The sequence below is a fragment of the Affinibrenneria salicis genome (assembly GCF_008710095.1).
Genome location: NZ_VYKJ01000019.1, coordinates 12,946 through 33,071, shown reverse-complemented (window position 1 = coordinate 33,071; position 20,126 = coordinate 12,946). Strand labels below are relative to the sequence as shown.

General features: G+C 61.7%; 17 protein-coding genes. 9 read left to right on the top strand and 8 right to left on the bottom strand.

The annotated features are described in order from the left end of the window. The first annotated feature begins 205 nt into the window (after positions 1-205). On the top strand, positions 206-1,486 hold the full coding sequence (gene hemL, locus FJU30_RS24255; protein ID WP_150437535.1) for a glutamate-1-semialdehyde 2,1-aminomutase: 1,281 nt from the start codon (positions 206-208) through the stop codon (positions 1,484-1,486). 288 nt (positions 1,487-1,774) lie between these two features. Here hemL and FJU30_RS24250 read toward each other — a convergent pair whose 3' ends face one another. The 6 genes from FJU30_RS24250 to hrpB all read right to left on the bottom strand — a co-directional run bounded on the left by FJU30_RS24250 (position 1,775) and on the right by hrpB (position 11,336). Then, positions 1,775-2,176: an NUDIX hydrolase gene (locus tag FJU30_RS24250; RefSeq protein ID WP_150437534.1), complete on the bottom strand. Its 402-nt coding sequence runs from the start codon at positions 2,174-2,176 to the stop codon at positions 1,775-1,777. Between the two features lie 62 nt (positions 2,177-2,238). Then, positions 2,239-4,227 carry a Fe(3+)-hydroxamate ABC transporter permease FhuB gene (fhuB, locus tag FJU30_RS24245; protein ID WP_150437533.1) on the bottom strand — a complete coding sequence of 663 codons (1,989 nt, stop codon included), beginning with the start codon at positions 4,225-4,227 and terminating at the stop codon, positions 2,239-2,241. Beyond that, positions 4,214-5,125, bottom strand: coding sequence for a Fe(3+)-hydroxamate ABC transporter substrate-binding protein FhuD (gene fhuD, locus FJU30_RS24240; protein WP_150437532.1), 912 nt, complete (start codon positions 5,123-5,125; stop codon positions 4,214-4,216). The genes fhuB and fhuD overlap by 14 nt, the downstream gene beginning before the upstream one ends. 24 nt (positions 5,126-5,149) lie before the next feature. Continuing rightward, complete coding sequence (fhuC, locus tag FJU30_RS24235; RefSeq protein WP_150437531.1) at positions 5,150-5,947, bottom strand: Fe3+-hydroxamate ABC transporter ATP-binding protein FhuC; 798 nt, start codon at positions 5,945-5,947, stop codon at positions 5,150-5,152. A 362-nt stretch (positions 5,948-6,309) separates the two neighbouring features. Then, positions 6,310-8,787 carry a bifunctional glycosyl transferase/transpeptidase gene (gene mrcB, locus FJU30_RS24230; RefSeq protein WP_150437530.1) on the bottom strand — a complete coding sequence of 826 codons (2,478 nt, stop codon included), beginning with the start codon at positions 8,785-8,787 and terminating at the stop codon, positions 6,310-6,312. A 101-nt stretch (positions 8,788-8,888) separates the two neighbouring features. Further along, positions 8,889-11,336, bottom strand: coding sequence for an ATP-dependent helicase HrpB (gene hrpB / locus FJU30_RS24225; protein WP_150437529.1), 2,448 nt, complete (start codon positions 11,334-11,336; stop codon positions 8,889-8,891). 74 nt (positions 11,337-11,410) lie between these two features. Between hrpB and thpR the strand changes: the two genes are divergently transcribed. From thpR to panC, 8 genes are all read left to right on the top strand, one after another. Beyond that, positions 11,411-11,947 carry an RNA 2',3'-cyclic phosphodiesterase gene (gene thpR / locus FJU30_RS24220; RefSeq protein WP_150437528.1) on the top strand — a complete coding sequence of 179 codons (537 nt, stop codon included), beginning with the start codon at positions 11,411-11,413 and terminating at the stop codon, positions 11,945-11,947. A gap of 15 nt (positions 11,948-11,962) precedes the next feature. After that, on the top strand, positions 11,963-12,670 hold the full coding sequence (sfsA, locus tag FJU30_RS24215; protein WP_150437527.1) for a DNA/RNA nuclease SfsA: 708 nt from the start codon (positions 11,963-11,965) through the stop codon (positions 12,668-12,670). Between the two features lie 180 nt (positions 12,671-12,850). Then, entirely contained in the window at positions 12,851-13,306 is a 456-nt protein-coding gene (gene dksA / locus FJU30_RS24210) for an RNA polymerase-binding protein DksA (RefSeq protein WP_150437526.1), read from the top strand. 220 nt (positions 13,307-13,526) lie between these two features. After that, positions 13,527-14,441 carry a tRNA glutamyl-Q(34) synthetase GluQRS gene (gene gluQRS / locus FJU30_RS24205; protein WP_150437525.1) on the top strand — a complete coding sequence of 305 codons (915 nt, stop codon included), beginning with the start codon at positions 13,527-13,529 and terminating at the stop codon, positions 14,439-14,441. Positions 14,442-14,501: 60 nt separating this feature from the next. Beyond that, a complete protein-coding gene (gene pcnB / locus FJU30_RS24200; RefSeq protein ID WP_150437524.1) occupies positions 14,502-15,914 on the top strand; it encodes a polynucleotide adenylyltransferase PcnB in 1,413 nt (470 codons plus the stop codon). Further along, positions 15,914-16,411, top strand: a complete 498-nt coding sequence (gene folK, locus FJU30_RS24195) for a 2-amino-4-hydroxy-6-hydroxymethyldihydropteridine diphosphokinase (RefSeq protein WP_150437523.1) — start codon at positions 15,914-15,916, stop codon at positions 16,409-16,411. Before pcnB ends, folK begins: the two co-directional genes overlap by 1 nt. Positions 16,412-16,516: 105 nt before the next feature. Continuing rightward, positions 16,517-17,311, top strand: a complete 795-nt coding sequence (gene panB, locus FJU30_RS24190) for a 3-methyl-2-oxobutanoate hydroxymethyltransferase (protein WP_150437522.1) — start codon at positions 16,517-16,519, stop codon at positions 17,309-17,311. A gap of 15 nt (positions 17,312-17,326) precedes the next feature. Then, positions 17,327-18,181 (top strand): pantoate--beta-alanine ligase, encoded by an 855-nt coding sequence (panC, locus tag FJU30_RS24185; protein ID WP_150437521.1) that lies wholly within the window; start codon positions 17,327-17,329, stop codon positions 18,179-18,181. Positions 18,182-18,374: 193 nt separating this feature from the next. Here the strand turns inward: panC and FJU30_RS24180 are convergent, their stop codons facing one another. Together FJU30_RS24180 and FJU30_RS24175 are read right to left on the bottom strand one after the other, a co-directional pair. After that, entirely contained in the window at positions 18,375-19,142 is a 768-nt protein-coding gene (locus tag FJU30_RS24180; RefSeq protein WP_191091687.1) for an ABC transporter permease, read from the bottom strand. Then, positions 19,142-20,065: an ABC transporter ATP-binding protein gene (locus tag FJU30_RS24175; RefSeq protein WP_150437519.1), complete on the bottom strand. Its 924-nt coding sequence runs from the start codon at positions 20,063-20,065 to the stop codon at positions 19,142-19,144. Before FJU30_RS24175 ends, FJU30_RS24180 begins: the two co-directional genes overlap by 1 nt. Between the last annotated feature and the right edge of the window lie 61 nt (positions 20,066-20,126).

Sequence of the window (20,126 nt, the reverse complement as noted above, 5' to 3'; positions counted from 1 at the left end):
AAGCCAACGCAGCCGCAATCTGAAGTATGAAAGGCATACTCGCAAAAAATCCGCATATCACAATATCGGCCGCCGCCGTTGTTATGCAACGCCGCGGACCGGTTTATCCCTGTCGATCGACGCGTACGCGGGGCCGCGCAGCGGCTTGAAAGGTAGCGGGCATAAACGTTATTCTTCAGGCTAATGCGTCTATCAGGGTCAGGTAATGAATAAATCCGAAAATTTGTATGCTGCAGCGCAGCAATTAATTCCCGGCGGTGTTAACTCACCGGTCCGCGCGTTCAGCGGCGTGGGCGGCACGCCGCTGTTTATCGCGCGCGCCGACGGCGCCTGCCTGTACGATGCCGACGACAACGCCTATATCGACTACGTCGGCTCCTGGGGGCCGATGATCCTCGGCCACAATCACCCGGCGATCCGCGAGGCGGTGATCGCCGCCGCGCAGCGCGGACTGAGCTTCGGCGCGCCGACCGAACAGGAAGTCGATATGGCCCGGCTGGTGACCGGGCTGGTGCCCAGCATGGACATGGTGCGTATGGTCAACTCGGGAACCGAAGCAACGATGAGCGCCATTCGTCTGGCGCGCGGTTTTACCGGGCGCGATAAAATCATCAAATTCGAGGGCTGTTACCACGGCCACGCCGACTGTCTGCTGGTCAAGGCCGGTTCAGGCGCTCTGACGCTCGGCCAGCCTAATTCACCGGGCGTGCCGGCGGATTTCGCTCGCCATACGCTGACCTGCACCTATAACGATCTGGCCTCGGTGCGCGAGACGTTCAGCCGTTTTCCGCAGGAGATTGCCGCTATCATCGTCGAACCGGTGGCGGGAAACATGAACTGCATCCCGCCGCAGCCGGACTTTCTGCCCGGCCTGCGCGCGCTGTGCGATGAATTCGGCGCCCTGCTGATTATCGACGAGGTGATGACCGGCTTCCGCGTCGCGCTGGCCGGCGCCCAGGCTTACTACGGAGTGACGCCCGATTTGACCTGCCTGGGCAAAATCATCGGCGGCGGCATGCCGGTCGGCGCGTTTGGCGGACGACGCGACATCATGCTGGCGCTGGCGCCGACCGGCCCGGTCTACCAGGCGGGTACGCTTTCCGGCAACCCGATTGCGATGGCCGCCGGACTGGCCTGCCTGCGGGAAGTCGCCAGACCGGGCGTGCATGAAAAACTGACGCAGCTTACCACCCGGTTAGCCGACGGCCTGCTTGCGGCGGCGCGGGACAGCGGCATCCCGCTGGCGATTAACCACGTGGGGGGCATGTTCGGACTGTTCTTCACCCAGGCCGAAACGGTGACCTGTTATCAGGATGTGCTGGCCTGCGACACGGAACGCTTTAAGCGTTTCTTCCATCTTATGCTGGAGCAAGGCGTTTATCTGGCGCCGTCCGCATTCGAAGCCGGCTTTATGTCGCTGGCCCACACGCCGGCCCACATCGAGCAGACCGTCGAAGCGGCTCGCCGCAGCTTCGCGAAACTGTAAATCCACGCGCCAAAGGCCCGCAACGCGGGCCTTACTGATAACAACGTTTGTTATTAACCCGTGGGCGTAGCGGCATGAGCCGCCGATAGATTTAGCGGGGAAACGTTGAACAAGGCTCGCGCTGGCCCGCCGGACGAAACTCAGAGCAAAGCCCAATCATGACCAGCAGCGCGCCAGATTCGGCTAGCCGGCTTCACCGGCGACGTGGCCAACGCCCCGGTTTTTACCTTAAAAATTCACCGGTCGTGAAAATCGTGCGTCCTGCCGTCAAAAGGCCCGGGCAAGGGCTCAGTCGATCAACCTCTGCTGATGCAGATGTTCAAAAATCAGCCGCGCCGCGGGCGAACACTGCTCCCCATCCTGCGCCGACAGCCAGCGTATTTCCGCGATTTCCGCAGCGGCCCGCAGCTCGCCGATAAAATCGGCGAAGTAGCAGGTCATTTTAACCTGCACGCCCTCGGCTTTGCCTTCCGCGTGCGCGCGGAAAGTGCCGGCATAGCGCAGCGTATCCGGCAGCAGGGTGACGGAGAGCTCTTCCTTCACTTCACGGCAAAGCGCCTGCTCATCATTTTCGCCGGCCTCGCGCTTGCCGCCCGGAATGTAATACAGCGTTTTATTTTCGCTGCGCGCGCCCAGCAGGCGCCGCTCGCGAATACATAGCCACGCCAGTTTATCGATCTCTTTGCTCACGTTGCTTCCTGTCCGTTTAATACTGAAAACGCCCCAGTATATACCGGTACGTTCGCGACGGGTTAACGCGCCTGTTTGCGCAACAGATAGACAAAGTAAGGCGCGCCGATGAACGTCGCCAGCAACCCGGCCGGGATCTGGAAGGGAAACAGAATCATCCTGCCGCACCAGTCGGCCGTCACCATCAGCAGGGCGCCAATCACCGCCGAACAGGCCAGTTGCGGCACGGCCCGACTGAAACCCATCATCCGGGCCAGGTGCGGCGCCATCAATCCGACAAAGCTCAGCGGACCGACCGTCAACGTAGCGGCGGCGGTAAGGATCGACGCCAGCAGCAATAACGTCAGGCGCGCCGGCGTTAACGGCACGCCAACCGCGCGGGCCGTGACGCCGCCGAGCGGTAAAATACGCAACCAGCGCCGGCAGAATGGCACCAGCAGTAATAAAATCAGCGCGATCAGTGCGGCGCTCAAAGCCTGACGCCCCTCCACCGCATAGGTGGAACCCGAAATCCAGCTCAATACGTTGCCCATTCTCGGGTCGCCGCTGGCCAGCAGCAGGGTAATCAGCGTAGTAAACGCGGTGCTGACGGCGATACCGGCCAGCAGCATACGCTGAGGAGAAAAACCGCCTCGCCCGGCCATCAGCACAATCAGCAGCAGGGTCGACGCCGCGCCCAGGCTCCCGGCCGGCAGCAGCCAGACAAAAGCGTCGCCGGGCAGCAGAAACAGCAGGATGACCACGCCGAATGCGGCGCCCGAACTGATGCCCAGCACTTCCGGGCTGCCCATCGGATTGCCGGTCAGCTTCTGAATCAGCGTACCCGCCAGCGCCAGCATCAGCCCGGCGGACAGCGCGGCCAGCGTGCGCGGCCAGCGCCAGGGCCACAGCTGCGTCAGCTGGTCGGGGCTGGCCCAGAACCAACCCTGCGCATCGCGGCCGAACATCAGCGCCAGCACGACCGTCAACAGCAGCAACAAACACCCTGCTGCCACCCAGCGCCCCCAGCGACGCCGCTCGACCGGCACGCTGACCGGCCGTATATCGGGCGTCTGCCCGGCGGCACGCAGGCGCGGCAACAGCCACAGCAACAGCGGCGCGCCGATCAATGCGGTGGCCGCGCCGGTCGGGATATCGCGCCAGACAAACGTCAGCCACAGCATGATTTGATCGGTCAGCCACAGCAACAAAGCGCCCAGCAGCGGCGCCAGCAACAGTCGGTGCAGCAGGCGGCGGGCGCCGAGCAGGCGCGCCAGCAGCGGCGCGAACAGCCCGACAAAACCGACGATGCCCGCCGCGTTCACCATCAGGGCGCTCAGGAACACCGCCAGCCCCAGCGTAATCAGCCGCGCCGCCGCCAGTCCCAGCCCCAGATTACGCGCCACGCCGTCATCAAGACCGAGCAGCGTCAGGGGACGCAACAGCAGCAACGCCAATGCAAAACAGAGAGCCAGACGCGGCAAAACAAAGAGCACGCTGCGCCAGTCCTGCTGGTTGAGCGCGCCGCTGCTCCATAAAAATAAGTTTTGCAGTTGCTGATAGTTAAACAGCGCCAGCAAATGATTGACCGCGCTGCAGTACAGACTGATCACCAGCCCGGCCAGAATCAGCGTCACCGGCGATAAACGTTTTCCCCACGCCACGCCGAAAACCAGCCCGCCCGCCAGCAGTCCGCCCAACAGCGCCGCCCCCTGCTGCATCTGCGCCCCGCCCGGCAGCGCCCACAGAGTGGCGACGGTCACCCCCAGCTGCGCGCCGGTGGCGATCCCCAGCGTAGCGGGTTCGGCCAGCGGATTGCGCAGCACCTGCTGAAACAGCACGCCGGCCAGCCCCAATCCGGCCCCGACCAGCAACGACAGCGACAGCCGGGGCAGTTGGCTGTAGTAAAACAAAATTTGCCGGATATCGTCCGCCGCGGGATGACGCAGCGCCTGCGGCCAGAGCTGAAACGGCAGTTGACGATGCAGATTGTGCAGACTTAATACGGCGGCGGCCAGCAGCAACGTTAACGGTACCAACAACGCCAGCCAGCGTTGACTATTCGGCTTCATCGTCGGCCTCCATCGACTGCGCCAGCACCTGGCAAAAACGCATCGCCGACAGCGTGGCGCCGTAAGGCCAGACCGCCTCAACGCGTCGCCAGCGCCGCTGCCGCACGAAGGGTAACGCCTGCCAGAGCGGACTGCCGCTGATGTGCCCGAAGATCTGTCGATCGCCATGCGAAAAACACAGCGCGCGGGCATCGCCCGCCTCGGCCAGCCGCTCGATCCCCACCACCGCGCTGCCCCAGAAGTTAGTCTCTCCCTGCCAGGCATTGCGGATCGCCATTTGCGTCATCACCTCCTGGAACAGGCTGTTTTTACCGATAACCAGCACGTGCCGGCTATCGAGAAAAGAGAACAGCAGCAGCGGGCGATCCGTATAGGGGCGCAGCGTAACCTGCATGCGCGCCATAAATCCGGCGAATTGCGCCAGATGCCGCTCGGCGCGATCGACGACCGCCAGCCGTCCGGCCAGCTGGCGCAGGGAGTGCTGCGCCAGCGTCAGCGGTTTACCGCTTCCGTCGCTGAAAGGGAAGGCCTGGCCGGGCGCGATCCGCGCCATCTTATCCGGCGACGGCCCATATCCTTGCGCATACAGCAATAGCGATGGCCGCAGTTGGGTCAACAGTTCAAGGTTGGGTTCGGTGCGCTGGCCGACATCGACCACCCGCTCATCGAGACGCGGTTCTTTTACCCACAGGCGGTAATTATGTTTGTCCGCCACGCCCAGCGGCATGATGTCCAGCGCCAGCAGCAGTTCAACCGGCAGCCACTCCAGACAGACGATGCGTTGCAGATCGGGACGCCCCGCGGCCAGAACGCCGGGCGCGGCCAGCAGAGGGGATAACATCAGCGCGGTCAGCAGACGGCGGCGGGTGCGGTCGGGATAACAAACGGGCAGAGACATGCGGGAAAGCACCTTTACCAGGGATTAACAGACAAAGCTGACCGGCGCCCCGCCTGCGGGGTGCGCCAGAATGCCCATCGGGATACCGTAGATGGCCTCCAGCACCCCGGCGCGCATAATCTCGTTCGGCTCTCCGCGAGCGATCATCTCGCCGCCGCGCAGCGCCACCAGATAATCGCAGTAGCGCGCCGCCATATTGATATCATGCAATACCGCAATCACGGTCAGGCCGCGCTGCCGGCTCATGCGTTGAATGAGCGCCAGCACCTCGACCTGATGAGCGATATCCAGCGCCGAGGTCGGCTCATCCAGCAGCAGGCAGCCGCTATCCTGCGCCAGCGTCATCGCCAGCCACGCCCGCTGCCGTTCGCCGCCGGACAGACTATCCACCAGACGCTGGGCCAGCGGCCGTAACCCCACCTGCGCGATAGCCTCGTCGACCTTCTGCCGATCGGCAAGGCCGAAGCGCCCCAGCGCGCCGTGCCACGGATAGCGCCCCACCGCCACCAGCTCGCGCACCGTCATCCCTTCCGCCGCCGGCAACTGCTGCGGCAGGTAGGCCACCTGACGCGCGAACGTCTTGTTATCCCAGTCGGCCAGCGGCCGCTGCCCCAACAGCGCGCCGCCGCCGCTGGCCGGCTGATGGCGGCCGAGGATTTTCAGCAGCGTCGATTTACCGGAGCCGTTATGACCAATCAGGCCACACACCTTACCCGCGGGAAATGTCAGCGACAGCGGATGCAATAAAGCGCGTCCGGCGACAGAAAAACTGGCATCCTGCAATGTGAACGTATTTTCCTGAGAATAAGTCGTGTTTTGCATAGTCCTGATTTTTCACGGCAAACTCGATTGTCGACAGACGCCGAACGCAACCGGCCGGCAGACTGGAATGTCGCCACGGCATGGCGGACGTCGTCGCCCGACGGCCGGCGGTCGCCGACTGAGCGAAACCCACGCGGCAGCGGATGATGACGCGAATCCGCCCCTGAAGAAGCGCGGGCATAAACAATAATAATGGTTAGCTGAGCGGCATCATAGGCGGAAGTGATTCTCATCCGCAAGTTGAATTAAAACCATGAACTTAACGCGGGTTTGGCGGAAACGCGGGGAATAGAGCGGGATGAAACGTCGGCTGCAGTCTGCGCCACGCTGAAAGCCCCCGTCAAACGGGGGCTTGCGCAGATTTACTGGCCGAACATATCTTTAATCCAGTCGGCCACGCCCTCGCCGTTTTGCTGCGCGGGCGCGCTTTGCGTCGGCTGGCTGGCCTGGCACAGCGCCTGGGGATTTTCGGTCCAGACCGGCAGAGTGCGGCCGGCGCTGCTGCCGTTACAGATAAAGTTGCCGTCGGCGCCGACCACCATGGTGCTGATCCCTTCCGGCGGCGTCAGCATCAGCGGCAACGGCGTCTGATTCTCCAGATAGCGACGGTACAGCGTCAACGCGCCGTTGGCGCCGGTCAGTTTGGCCGGGCCGTTGTTATCGCGCCCCACCCAGCTAATGGCGACCTCCTTGCCGTCGATGCCGGCGAACCAGCTGTCGCGCAGATCGTTAGTCGTCCCGGTTTTGGCCGCCAGATGGAAGTTGGGGAACTTCACCGCCAGCGAACGCGAGGTGCCGCGTTCCACCACCTGTTGCATACCGTACAGCGTCAGGTAAGCCGCCTGGGCCGGCACCGCCCGTTCGGCCTGCGGGAAACTCTGATACAGTACCGTGCCGTCTTCGGCGATCACCGAACGCAACGACGAGAGCGGCGCGCGGTTGCCGCCGCTGGCGATCGTCTGGTATTCCTGCGCCACTTCCACCGGCGTCAGGCTGATCGCGCCCAGCAACATCGCCGGCACCGGCTCGATCACCGCCGCCGGAATGCCCAGATGCTGCAGCGTGTTGCTGATCTGATCCAGCCCAATCGCCGTCCCCAGGTTAACCGTCGGCACGTTAAGCGAATTCGCCAGCGCATCCACCAGCATCACCCGCCCGCGGAATTGACGATCGTAGTTTTTCGGCTGCCACAGCGAACCGTTAGGCTGCTTAAAGGCCACCGGCTCATCGGCCAGCCAGCTATTGAGACGGTATTTATCCGGTTCGCTCAACGCGGTCAGGTAGGTAGCCGGTTTGGCCAGCGAACCGACGGGCCTTCTGGCCTCCAGAGCGCGGTTGAAGCCGGCATACTGCGTCTGCGCCCCGCCGACCATCGCGCGCACTTCGCCGCTGAAACGATCGACGATCACCATCGCCGCTTCAAGGTCATTAACGTTACGCGCCGCGCGCAGCGCCGGAATCCCCTCTTCGACCGATTTTTCCGCCGCATCCTGCGACACCGGATCGAGCGTGGTGAAGATCTTCACGCCGGACAGATCGGCGGCTTTCTCGCCCAGCTTCTGCTGCAGCTCCTTGCGCACCATCTGCACGAAGGCGGGCTGCGGGCTAATCACGCCGCCTTTCGGCTGTACGCCGAGCGGACGCGCGCTGAGCATGTCATACAGCTCGGCGTCGATAATCTGTTGATTCTGCAGCAGGCGCAGCACCAGATTGCGCCGCTCCAGGGTAATCTGCGGATTGCGCCACGGGTTGTACAACGAAGCGCCTTTCACCATCCCGACCAGCAGCGCCTGCTGATCGAGACTCAGCTCATCCACCGGCCGGCCGAAATAGTACAGGCTGGCCAGCGGGAAGCCGCGGATCTGATCGCTGCCGCTCTGACCGAGATAGACTTCGTTCAGGTACAGTTCAAGGATGCGATCCTTACTGTAGCGGTAGTCCATGATCAGCGCCATGTAGGCTTCATTCGCCTTACGCCACAGCGAACGCTCGTTGGTCAGGAACAGGTTTTTCACCAGCTGCTGGGTCAGGGTGCTGCCGCCCTGCACCGCCCGACCGGCGGTCAGGTTGGCCAGCAGCGCGCGCCCAATGGAGTAAAAGCTGATGCCGTCGTGCTGGTAAAAATGCCGGTCCTCGGTCGCGATCAGGGTATCGACCAGCAGATCCGGGAAGCCGCTGCGCGGCACGAACAGACGCTGCTCGCCGTTCGGCGACTGCAGCATAGTGATCAGGCGCGGATCGAGGCGGAAGAAACCAAAGTTGCGCTGGTTGTCCAGATTCTGGATCTGCGACAGACGATCGTTGCTGAAGGTCAGACGCGCCCGGATCTGCCCTTCTTTGCCGTCCGGAAAATCAAACGGCCGCCGCAGCATCTCGATGCCGTTGGCGTGGACGCTAAACTCACCCGGCCGGGTGATGCGAGTGACCTGGCGATACTGCATCCCCTCCAGCAGATTGACCATCTCTTTCTTCGAGTAGGCCATGCCCGGCTCAAGGTTCACCATGCGGCCGTAAATCGCGGCCGGCAGCTGCCAGACTTTGCCGTCGATACGACTGCGGATCTGGCTATCCAGCCAGGCGCCGTAAATTGCCATCAGCACCACGAACACCAGGATCAATTTAACGATCAATCCCAGCCAGCGGCGTTTTTTACGCGGTTTCTGTGCCATTACGTCCTCGTCATCCGGATCATCGTCATCCTGATAGTCATCATATTCATCGTCATCATAATCGTCGTCGTAGTCATCCTCGCCGCGACGGCGCTGCGCCGGCTGGCGTTCGGATTTACGTCCTGAGCGACGCCCTTTACGTCCGATAGGTTCACGGTCATCCCGGGCCATTTTGGTTCACACTCCAGCAGATGGTTTACGGCCGCCGGCTCAACACTCAGGCCGCCTACTCTGTTTCTCCCGCCTCGGTTACGAAAGAAGAAACATCCGAATTATCGATTTTGATACTTACGCGTGCGTCGCGTCGGCGCCGCCTGCGCGGGATCGTCAGGCCAGACATGCTTTGGATAACGCCCCTTCATCTCTTTCTGGACGTCACGATACGCTCCCTGCCAGAATCCGGCCAGATCGGCCGTGATCTGCAACGGCCGCTGCGCGGGCGACAGCAGTTCCAGCACCAGCGCCACGCGCCCTTCGGCCAGCTGCGGGCTTTGCCGTTCGCCGAACATCTCCTGCATGCGCACCGCCAGCACCGGCGGCCGCTCGCCGTCGTAGCGAATCGCCAGGCGGCTGCCGCCCGGCACAGTGTAATGGCTGGGCAAAGCGCTATCCAGCCGCTGGCGCAGCGGCCAGTCCAGCAGACGCAGCAGCGCCTCCTGCAGATTGATCTGCTGCAAAGCGCGCCGGGAGCGCACGCCGGCCAGCGACGGCAGCAGCCACTGTTCCGCACAGGCCAGCAGCGCCTCATCGTCGACCGCCGGCCAGTCGACCTCCGGCAGCCAGCGGCGCGCGCAGTATAGCCGGTTACGCAGCTGTTGCGCAGCGCCGTCCCAATTTAATACCGTCAGCCCCTGCTCCCGGATCCAGTTCAGCATCGCCTGCTGCAGCTCGTCGTCCGAGGGGCGATTGAGCGGCTGAGCGCGCAGCGTCAGACAGCCAATCTGCCGGCGCCGGCTGGCGCGCAGCGTCCCGGTGTCGTCGTCCCACAGCACGCTGTCCTGCTGCGTCGCCAGCTGCGGCAAATGCCGGATCAGATCGTCGATATCCAGCGGCAGCGCCAACAGAATGCGCGCGTCGGCCCGCCCGCCGCTATGCAGCAGCGACGGCGCCAGCAGCCATTCGGTGGCCGCCAGCGCCTCGTCCGGCGGCATGGCGGCGCCCAGACCGTTCGCCAGTTGATAGCAGCCGTCCCGATCGCGCCGACGGGCGATACGGTCGGGAAAAGCCAACGCCAGCAACCGCGGCGCCAGCGCATCATCGACCCGTCCGCCGTTCCCGCCCAGACGGCGCGTCAGTTGCTGAGCCCGTTTCTGCCAGTGCGGCAGGGGGCGATCCAGCCAGTCGCGCAGATTGAGGCTACCCTGTCGGGGCGGCTCTTCAAGCATGGCGGCCAGCCGGCCCGCGGTAGCCAGCGCGTCGGCGTCCCGTTGCCCGGCGGCCTGGCACAGCATCACCGCCAGACGCGGCTCGCAGCCCAGCCGCGCCGCGGCGCGCCCCATGTCCGTCAGCCGGTGTTGCCGGTCGGTAATTCCCAACTGATGCAGCAGACGACGCGCCGCCGCCAGCGCGCCCTCCGGCGGTCGATCGAGCCAGCATAACTGCGTTACATCGGCGCATCCCCACTGCAATAACTCCAGCCACAGCGCGCTCAGTTCGCTGTTGACGATCTCCGGCTCGCTCTGCGCGGCGGCGCGTTCGGCCTGTTCGCGCGAACAGAGATGCCAGCACAAGCCCTCGCTCAGTCGCCCGGCGCGGCCGGCGCGCTGGGTCATGGCGGCCTGACTGATGCGCTGCGTCTCCAGCCGCGTCAGCCCGCTTTTGATATCGAAACGGGCGACCCGTTCCAGCCCGCTGTCCACCACCAGCCGGATGCCCTCGATGGTCAGGCTGGTTTCCGCGATATTGGTCGCCAGCACCACCTTGCGACGGCCGGCCGGCGCCGGCTGTATCGCCCGCTGTTGTTCAGCCAGCGTCAGCGCGCCGTACAACGGACACAGATCCACATCGCCGCTCACCGTGCCGGCCAGCAGCGCCGCCGTACGTTTAATTTCCGCCACGCCGGGTAAAAACAACAGCAGCGATCCTGCCTGTTCGGCCAGTAAACGCCTGACCTGACGCGCCACGCCCTCTTCCAGCCGTTCATGACCGCTCAGCGGCTGATAGTCGCGCACCACCGGAAAAGCGCGTCCGGCCGACACCACCTGCCGAGCCTGCGGCAACAGCGCGGCCAGCCGATCGTTATCCAGCGTGGCCGACATGATCAACAGTTTCAAATCGTCGCGCAGCCCCTGCTGCACATCCAGCAACAGCGCGAGGGCCAGATCCGCCTGCAGGCTGCGTTCGTGGAATTCATCCAGCACCACCAGCGCGACGCCTTCCAGCGCGGCGTCCTGCTGCAGCATGCGGGTCAAAATCCCTTCCGTGACCACCTCCAGCCGGGTCGCGGGACCGCTACGCTGTTCGGCGCGCATCCGGTAGCCGACGGTCTGACCGGGCTCTTCGCCCAGCCACTGCGCCAGCCGCCACGCCACATTTTTCGCCGCCAGGCGCCGCGGCTCCAGCATAATAATACGGCCGTTCAATCCGCCGCGCCGCAGCAGCTGTAAAGGCAGCCAGGTCGATTTCCCCGCGCCGGTCGGCGCGTGCAGCAGCACCTGCGGGGCGCGGTTCAGCGCGGTTATCACCTCGTCCACGACGGCATCGATCGGCGGTAAAATCACAGCATGCTCCGTAAAAGTTAACTTTTGGCGGCCGGCATTGTAGCATCGGCGGGAACCAGAACAGAGAGATCCTCATGTCATCTACCCGTCGCCTGTTTTTTGCCCTTGCGTTGCCCGCGCCGATCCAGAGACAGATCGTACAGTGGCGAGCCGACAGCTTCCCGCCCGACGCCGGGCGGCCGATCGTCGCCGCCCGGCTGCATCTGACGCTGGCCTTTTTGGGCGAAGCCAGCGCCAGCACCGAACAGACACTGCGCCGGCGCGCCGGGCGCATACGCCAGGCAGGCTTTACCCTGCGGCTGGACGACGCCGGTCAGTGGCTGCGCCCTGGCGTGGTATGGCTCGGCTGCCGCCGCGCGCCGCGCGGGCTGCTGCAGCTGGCCGAACTGCTGCGCGCCCAGGCGGCGCGTCACGGCTGCTACCAGAGTCCGCAGCCTTTTCATCCCCACGTCACGCTGCTGCGCTCGGCCATCCGACCGGTGGCTATTCCGCCCGCCGGGTTTCACTGGTCGTTCCCGGCGGATCATTTTTCCCTTTATCAGTCGCTGTATGAAAACGGCCGCACCCGTTATCAGTTGCTGGAAAGCTGGCCGCTTGCGCCGGCCCCCTGAGATAAGCAGGTTTTTATGCACTATACTCCATCGCTGCGTCGCGCCCGGTTGCTCAAACGCTACAAACGTTTCCTGGCCGACGTCGTCACCCCCGAAGGCGAAACGCTGACCATCCACTGCGCCAATACCGGCGCGATGACCGGCTGCGCCACGCCGGGCGACACCGTCTGGTATTCCACCTCAGACAACCCGAAACGCAAGTACCCTCACAGCTGGGAGCTGACCTGCACCCAGGACGGCGACTGGATTTGCGTAAATACCTTACGGGCCAACGCCCTGGTACGGGAGGCCATAGAGGAAAAACTCATCGCGGAATTATCCGGTTACACTAAACTGAGCGGGGAAGTGAAATACGGCGTGGAAAGCAGCCGGATTGACTGGTTATTACAGGCGGACGAACGGGTTGACTGCTATATTGAAGTAAAATCTGTCACATTATTGCAACAAGGGTGTGGTTATTTCCCTGATGCCGTGACGCTGCGCGGGCAAAAACATCTGCGCGAGCTGCAGGCTATCGCCGCCGCGGGCAAACGCGCCGTGCTGTTTTTTGCCGTACTGCACAGCGGCATTGAACAAGTCGCGCCAGCGCGCCATATTGACCGGCACTACGCCGAATTAATCTCTGGCATTCGCGCTCAGGGGGTTGAAATTTTGTGTTATCGGGCCCATATAAGCCCGGAAGGAATGGGTCTACAGGAACCGCTACCGTTAGTGATAACGTGATCGGCAGGGCAAGAAGGGGTTAACGCTTTGTTTATACCCTGATCATAATACGTCGTTCCTCACACCCTTAACAGGCCGGTGTCAGGAATCATTGCCAACCTTAGTCCCATCTGCTATTTATAGCGGCCTGTTTTTTCCCCCGCTGGGGATCGATGGTGCGTGTTATGTAGGAGAAGCAACATGCAAGAAGGGCAAAACCGTAAGACATCCTCTCTGAGCATTCTCGCAATTGCCGGAGTGGAGCCATACCAGGAAAAGCCGGGCGAAGAGTACATGAACGACGCTCAGCTCGCCCATTTCCGGCGTATTCTTGGTGCATGGCGCAATCAGCTCAGGGATGAAGTGGACCGTACCGTCTCGCATATGCAAGATGAAGCAGCCAATTTCCCTGATCCGGTGGACCGTGCCGCCCAGGAGGAAGAATTCAGCCTGGAACTGCGTAACCGCGATCGTGAGCGCAAACTGATCAAAAAGATCGAAAAAACGCTGCAGAAGATTGAAGACGGAGACTTCGGTTTCTGTGACTCCTGTGGCGTGGAAATCGGCATCCGCCGTCTGGAAGCCCGCCCGACAGCCGATCTGTGCATCGACTGTAAAACGCTGGCGGAAATCCGCGAAAAACAGATGGCCGGATAAATCTGAATCGGGCCAGGCGGGAAGCAATTCCCGCTTAGCTCGTTATCTTTCAGGTTACAGTCGCGCTGGCGGCCTTATCCCCACGTCCCTTGTCGCTTATTCATTTACCGCCGGGGTTCTACTGGGCGCGCCATGTTCCTGCATCCTGAACCTATTGAGTATATTGCCGCTGGTGCGCTCACACTGCCTGCGCAGCCAAAAACCGGCCCGCATGACCGCTATGTCTGACTCTGACCCTTACATCGGGCGCTTTGCCCCCTCTCCTTCCGGTGACTTACACTTCGGTTCGTTAATTGCTGCGCTGGGCAGTTTTTTGCAGGCGCGCGCCCGTCGGGGTCGCTGGCTGGTCAGAATCGAAGATATCGATCCGCCGCGTGAAGTGCCCGGCGCCGCCGACCGTATCCTGCTCCAGTTGGAACATTACGGACTGCACTGGGATGGACCGGTACTCTATCAGTCGCAGCGCTACGACGCCTATCGCGCCGCATTGGAGTGGTTAAAGGTCCAGGGGATGGCCTATTACTGCACCTGTACCCGGCGCCGCATCCGGCAAATCGGCGGCTATTACGACGGCTACTGCCGCACCCTACGCCGCCCCGCCCGTCAGGCCGCGCTGCGCCTGCAGCAGCGCGCGCCGGTGCTGCGCTTCCACGATCGGCTGCGCGGCGATATCGATGCGGATCCGCACCTCGCCGGCGAAGACTTTATTATTCACCGGCGCGACGGCCTGTTCGCCTACAATCTGGCGGTGGTGGTCGACGATCGCCATCAGGGCGTGAGCGAAGTGGTGCGCGGCGCGGATCTGATCGAACCGACGGTGCGCCAGATATCCCTGTATCGTCATCTGGGTTGGCGGGAGCCGGATTATATTCATCTGCCGCTGGCGCTGAATAGCGCTGGCGACAAATTATCCAAACAAAATCATGCCCCGCCCCTGCCGGACGGCGATCCCCGACCGGTGCTGATCCGCGCGCTGCGATTCCTCAACCAACCGGTCGCGCAAACGTGGCGCGATCTGCCGCTGAGCGCATTATTAGACGAAGCCGTGGCGCACTGGTCGCTGGAGCGAGTGCCATTAACGGCCGATAACCTGGCAACATCTTCACTCCCGGCATTCTCAAAGCGGGGATCGTGAGCTATGATTAGCCGCTGTTTTTTGTTGTCTCTTGTTTAACCATCAAGACCGAGGTGTACTATCTTTACCCGAGTAGCCAATTTTTGCCGTAAGGTACTGAATCGCGAGACTGAAAACGTCAGTCCTCAGGAGCCCCGTCAAACAATGACCGTGATTCCGCGCGATCAACACAATATTTCACGTAAAGACATCAGTGAAAATGCTCTGAAAGTACTTTATCGCCTGAGTAAAGCGGGCTATGAGGCTTATCTGGTCGGCGGCGGCGTGCGGGATCTGTTGCTTGGCAAAAAGCCAAAAGACTTTGACATCACCACCAATGCCACGCCGGATCAGGTACGCAAACTGTTCCGCAACTGCCGCCTGGTCGGCCGCCGCTTCCGCCTGGCCCACATCATGTTCGGGCCGGAAGTCATTGAGGTCGCGACCTTCCGCGGTCACCACGAGCAGCACCAGGAACAGCAGGCCGACAACAACAAAAATGCCGCTCAGCAGGCGCAAAACGGCATGCTGCTGCGCGACAATATCTTCGGCTCGATTGAAGAGGACGCCCAAAGGCGCGACTTTTCAATCAATAGCCTGTACTACAGCATTGCCGATTTTACCGTACGCGATTATACGGGCGGCCTGAACGATTTGCGTCAGGGCGTTATTCGCCTGATTGGCGATCCGGAAACGCGTTACCGCGAAGATCCCGTGCGCATGCTGCGCGCCGTGCGCTTCGCCGCCAAACTGAATATGACCATTAGCCCGGAAAGCGCCGAGCCAATCCCGCGTCTTGCCGCGCTGCTGCATGAAATCCCGGCCGCACGTCTGTTTGAAGAGTCGCTCAAGCTGCTGCAGGCCGGCCACGGCTACCCGACCTGGCGTCTGCTGTGCGAATACCAGCTGTTCCAGCCGTTATTCCCGCTGATCAGCCGCTATTTCACCGACGGCGGCGACAGCCACCTGGAGCGCATGGTGGCGACCGTGCTGAAAAATACCGATCGCCGTCTGCAAAACGATATGCGGGTCAATCCGGCGTTTCTGTTCTCCGCCATGCTGTGGTATCCGCTGGTGGAGCACGCGCAAAAACTGGCGCAGGAGGGCGGTCTCACCTATTTCGACGCCTTTGCGCTGGCCATGAACGATATTCTGGACGAGCAGTGCCGCTCGCTGGCCATTCCCAAACGCATCACCAGCCTGGTGCGCGATATCTGGCAACTACAGCAGCGCCTGCCGCGCCGCTACGGCAAACGCGCCTATAAGCTGATGGAACACCCCAAATTCCGCGCCGCTTATGACCTGCTGGCTCTGCGCGCCGAGATCGAACATCATGCCGAACTACAGCGCCTGACGCAGTGGTGGGGCGAGTTCCAGGTCGCCGCGCCGCCGCGCCAGCAGGTGATGCTGAAATCCCTCGACGATGAAGGTCCGTCGCCGCGTCGTCGTCAGCGCCGTCCGCCGCGCCGCGCCCCCCGGCGGGAAAATGCCTGATGGCGCGCGTTTACCTGGCGTTAGGCAGTAATCTGGCGCAGCCGCTGCAGCAGGTGCGATCCGCGCTGAACGCGCTGGAAACGTTGCCGCAGACTCGCCTGTCCCGCTGTTCTTCGTTCTACCGCAGCCGCCCGCTCGGGCCGCAGGACCAGCCCGACTACCTGAATGCGGTAGTGGCGCTGGACTGCGCGCTGGAGCCGGAACGCTTGCTCGACCATACCCAGGCGATCGAACTGGAACACGGCCGGGAGCGTAAAGCGCATCGCTGGGGGCCGCGAACCCTGGATCTGGATATTCTGCTGTTCGATCAGCAGGTGATTCGGACGCCGCGTCTGACCATACCGCACTACGACATGAAAAACCGCGAGTTCATGCTCTATCCGCTGGCCGAAATCGCGCCCGATCTGGTGTTCCCGGACGGCGAACGCCTTAGCGAACGGCTGAAGCTCGTCGAGGTGAACGGCCTGACGCTCTGGGATCACGCCCAACCCGGTTAATCGCCTCCGATGTTCCCAGACAAGATCTGGACGCTATCGCTCTCTGCCCGCATCCATTAGAATGTTCCCCCGCGATTGCCACCCACCCCAACTCAGGAAGGTTGTATGAAAGTGACAACGATAGCTCATTTACGCCAGTGGAAGCAGGAAAAGCGTAAATTCGCCACCCTTACCGCTTATGACGCCAGCTTCGCCCGTCTGTTCGCCGAACAGGGGATTCAGGTCATGCTGGTCGGCGACTCTCTGGGCATGGCGATGCAGGGCCATGATTCCACGCTGCCGGTCACGGTGGAAGACATTGCCTACCATACCCGCTGCGTACGCCGCGCCGCGCCGCACTGCCTGCTGCTGGCCGATATGCCCTTTATGAGCTGCGCCACTCCGGAACAGGGCTGCCTGCAGGCGGCGACGCTGATGCGCGCCGGCGCCAACATGGTCAAAGTGGAAGGCGGAAAATGGCTGGTTCCCACCGTGCAGATGCTTACCGAGCGCGCCGTCCCGGTCTGCGGTCATCTGGGCCTGACGCCACAGTCGGTAAATATCTTCGGCGGCTATAAAGTACAGGGACGCGATGAAGTGGCCGCCAACCGCCTGCTGGAAGACGCGCTGGCGCTGGAACAGGCCGGCGCCCAACTGATGGTTCTGGAGTGTGTGCCGGTCGCGCTGGCCGAGCGCGTCACCGAGGCGCTGTCGATCCCGGTCATCGGCATCGGCGCAGGTATGAGCACCGACGGCCAGATTCTGGTCATGCACGATGCGCTCGGCATCACCGGCGAAAAAACGCCGAAATTCGCCAAAAATTTCCTCGCCCAGGCGGGCGATATCCGCGCGGCCATACGTCTTTATATTCAGGAAGTTGAGCAGGGTCTTTACCCTGCCGCCGAACATTCTTTTCAGTAATGCAGGAGAAAGGCTGTGCTGATCATTGAAACCCCTTTACTGTTACGCCGTGAAATCCGTCGCTGGCGGCAGGAAGGTAAACGCATCGCGCTGGTGCCCACCATGGGCAATCTGCACGATGGTCACATGACGCTGGTGGATGAAGCCAGAGCGCGGGCCGATATCGTCATTGTGAGCATTTTCGTCAACCCGCTGCAGTTTGACCGTCAAGATGATCTGGTGCGCTACCCGCGCACGCTGCAGGAAGACTGCGAGAAGCTCACCCGGCGCGGCGTCGATCTGGTGTTCGCGCCGTCGGCGCAGGCGATCTATCCGGCGGGGCTGGCGCAGCAAACCTTCGTTGAAGTGCCTCAGCTGTCCGATATTCTGGAAGGCGCCAGCCGGCCGGGCCATTTCCGCGGCGTCGCCACGGTGGTCAGCAAACTGTTCAATCTGGTGCAGCCGGACATCGCCTGCTTCGGCGAGAAGGATTATCAGCAACTGATGCTGATCCGCAAGATGGTGGACGATATGGGCTATGACATTAGTATCGTCGGCATCCCCACAGTGCGCGCCGGGGACGGTCTGGCGCTGAGCTCGCGCAACGGCAACCTGAGCGAGGAAGAGCGCCGTCTGGCGCCGCAACTGCCGAAGATTATGAATGACGTGGCGGCAAAGCTGAATCAGGGAGAACGACAGACGGATACGTTGCTGGAGCAGGCGCAGGCGTCTCTGCGCGCCGCCGGCTTCGAACCGGACGCGCTGTTTATCCGCGATGCCGCCACGCTGCAGCCGCTGACGACCGACAGTACGCGGGCCGTGATCCTGATGGCCGCCTGGCTGGGCAAAACACGGCTGATCGATAACCAGCAAATCGGGTTAACCGCATAATCCGCTCGCAACCGTCCATTTTCACCCGGCAGACGGGGGAAAATGGACGACGGCGGGAAAAGAAACCATTCCGCGCCGGGTTGCCCGGACTGGCGCGTCCGTACCGGGCAACCAGAGAGGGACTTGCCGCGTCTTTACCATCCATCCGTTATCGACGCTCCCCCCGTTGCCAGCCGGCGTTATCAACCTCAGATTAACCGCGCAGGCCGTGACCGCGCGCCAGCAGCCACCATGACAGCCCATAAAACGCCACGATAAAGCCCGCCAGCACCGCCATGGTAAACGCCAGCGGAACATCGTTCACGCCGAGAAAACCGTAACGGAACCCGCTAATCATATACACCACCGGATTCAGCTTCGACACCGACTGCCAGAACGGCGACAGCAGCGTCAGCGAGTAAAACACCCCGCCCAGATAGGTTAACGGCGTCAGAACGAAAGTCGGGATCAGGCTGATATCGTCAAAAGTTTTGGCAAAGATGGCGTTCAGCAGACCGGCCAGCGAAAACAGCATCGCCGTCAGCAACAGCGTCACCACCACCGCCCACCAGGCGTGCACGTGAAACGGTACGAAAAACAGCGACACCGCCGTTACCAGAATACCCACACACACCCCGCGCGCCACGCCGCCGCCGACATAGCCGGCGATCACCACGTGCGCCGGCACCGGCGCCACCAGCAATTCTTCGATATTGCGCTGAAATTTAGCGCTGAAAAAGGATGACGCGACGTTGGCGTAGGCATTAGTGATCACCGACATCATGATCAGGCCCGGAACAATAAACTGCATATAGTCAAACCCATGCATCTCGCCAATCCGGCTGCCGATCAGATTGCCGAAAATAATGAAATACAGCGTCATGGTAATAACCGGCGGGACCAGCGTCTGCACCCAGATTCGGCCAAAACGGTTGATTTCGCGCATCCAGATACTCTGCAGCGCCACCCAATATAATTGCATCATGCTTTTTCTCCCTTCTCGCTGACCAGCGAGACGAACAGCTCTTCCAGACGGTTAGCTTTATTGCGCATACTCAGGATCTGCACGCCCTGCGCGCTAAGCTGGCTGAATACGCCATTCAACCCCTGTTCGCGCATGACTTCCACCTCCAGCGTTGAGGTATCCAGCAGGCGGTTGGGATAACCTTCCAGCCGCGGCAGCGGGCTTTTCGGCGCCAGATCGAGGATGAACGTTTCCGATTTCAACTGAGACAACAGCTGTTTCATCGAGGTGTTTTCCACCAGTCGCCCGTGCTGAATAATGCCGATATTGCGGCACAGCATCTCCGCCTCTTCCAGATAGTGAGTGGTAAGAATAATGGTGGTGCCCTGCGCATTCAGCTGCTTGAGAAAACCCCACATTGAGCGGCGCAGCTCAATATCCACTCCGGCCGTCGGTTCATCCAGAATCAGCAGGCTCGGCTCGTGCATCAGCGCGCGCGCAATCATCAGCCGACGCTTCATCCCTCCCGACAACATACGCGCCCGTTCGCCGCGTTTTTCCCACAGTTCGAGCTGACTCAGATATTTTTCCGCGCGCTGCAGCGCCAGCGAACGTTTTACGCCATAGTAACCGGCCTGGTTAACCACAATCTGCTGGACCGTTTCGAACGGGTTGAAGTTAAACTCCTGCGGCACCAGACCGAGCTGCCGTTTGGCGTTAACCACGTCGCGATCGATATCATAACCAAATACCCGCACCTTACCCGATGATTTATTGACCAGAGAGCTGATGATGCCGATCGTCGTCGATTTACCGGCGCCATTGGGGCCCAACAGCGCATAAAAATCGCCGGCTTCCACGGCTAAATCGATCCCGCGCAGCGCCTGAACTCCTCCTGGATAAGTTTTAGTCAGCTGCGACAGTTCCAGTGCATATGTCATAAGAAAAGGGTTGCCTTGTTGTTAATGAATTCACAGTTTCGATTTTAAAACGTCGATGTTT

Bases quoted from the DNA above. Each gene is read 5' to 3' on its own strand.
- hemL (WP_150437535.1), top strand. From the start codon at position 206: ATGAATAAATCCGAAAATTTGTATGCTGCAGCGCAGCAATTAATTCCC.
- fhuB (WP_150437533.1), bottom strand. From the start codon at position 4,227: ATGAAGCCGAATAGTCAACGCTGGCTGGCGTTGTTGGTACCGTTAACG.
- fhuD (WP_150437532.1), bottom strand. From the start codon at position 5,125: ATGTCTCTGCCCGTTTGTTATCCCGACCGCACCCGCCGCCGTCTGCTG.
- fhuC (WP_150437531.1), bottom strand. From the start codon at position 5,947: ATGCAAAACACGACTTATTCTCAGGAAAATACGTTCACATTGCAGGAT.
- mrcB (WP_150437530.1), bottom strand. From the start codon at position 8,787: ATGGCCCGGGATGACCGTGAACCTATCGGACGTAAAGGGCGTCGCTCA.
- thpR (WP_150437528.1), top strand. From the start codon at position 11,411: ATGTCATCTACCCGTCGCCTGTTTTTTGCCCTTGCGTTGCCCGCGCCG.
- sfsA (WP_150437527.1), top strand. From the start codon at position 11,963: ATGCACTATACTCCATCGCTGCGTCGCGCCCGGTTGCTCAAACGCTAC.
- dksA (WP_150437526.1), top strand. From the start codon at position 12,851: ATGCAAGAAGGGCAAAACCGTAAGACATCCTCTCTGAGCATTCTCGCA.
- gluQRS (WP_150437525.1), top strand. From the start codon at position 13,527: ATGTCTGACTCTGACCCTTACATCGGGCGCTTTGCCCCCTCTCCTTCC.
- folK (WP_150437523.1), top strand. From the start codon at position 15,914: ATGGCGCGCGTTTACCTGGCGTTAGGCAGTAATCTGGCGCAGCCGCTG.
- panB (WP_150437522.1), top strand. From the start codon at position 16,517: ATGAAAGTGACAACGATAGCTCATTTACGCCAGTGGAAGCAGGAAAAG.
- FJU30_RS24180 (WP_191091687.1), bottom strand. From the start codon at position 19,142: ATGCAATTATATTGGGTGGCGCTGCAGAGTATCTGGATGCGCGAAATC.
- FJU30_RS24175 (WP_150437519.1), bottom strand. From the start codon at position 20,065: ATGACATATGCACTGGAACTGTCGCAGCTGACTAAAACTTATCCAGGA.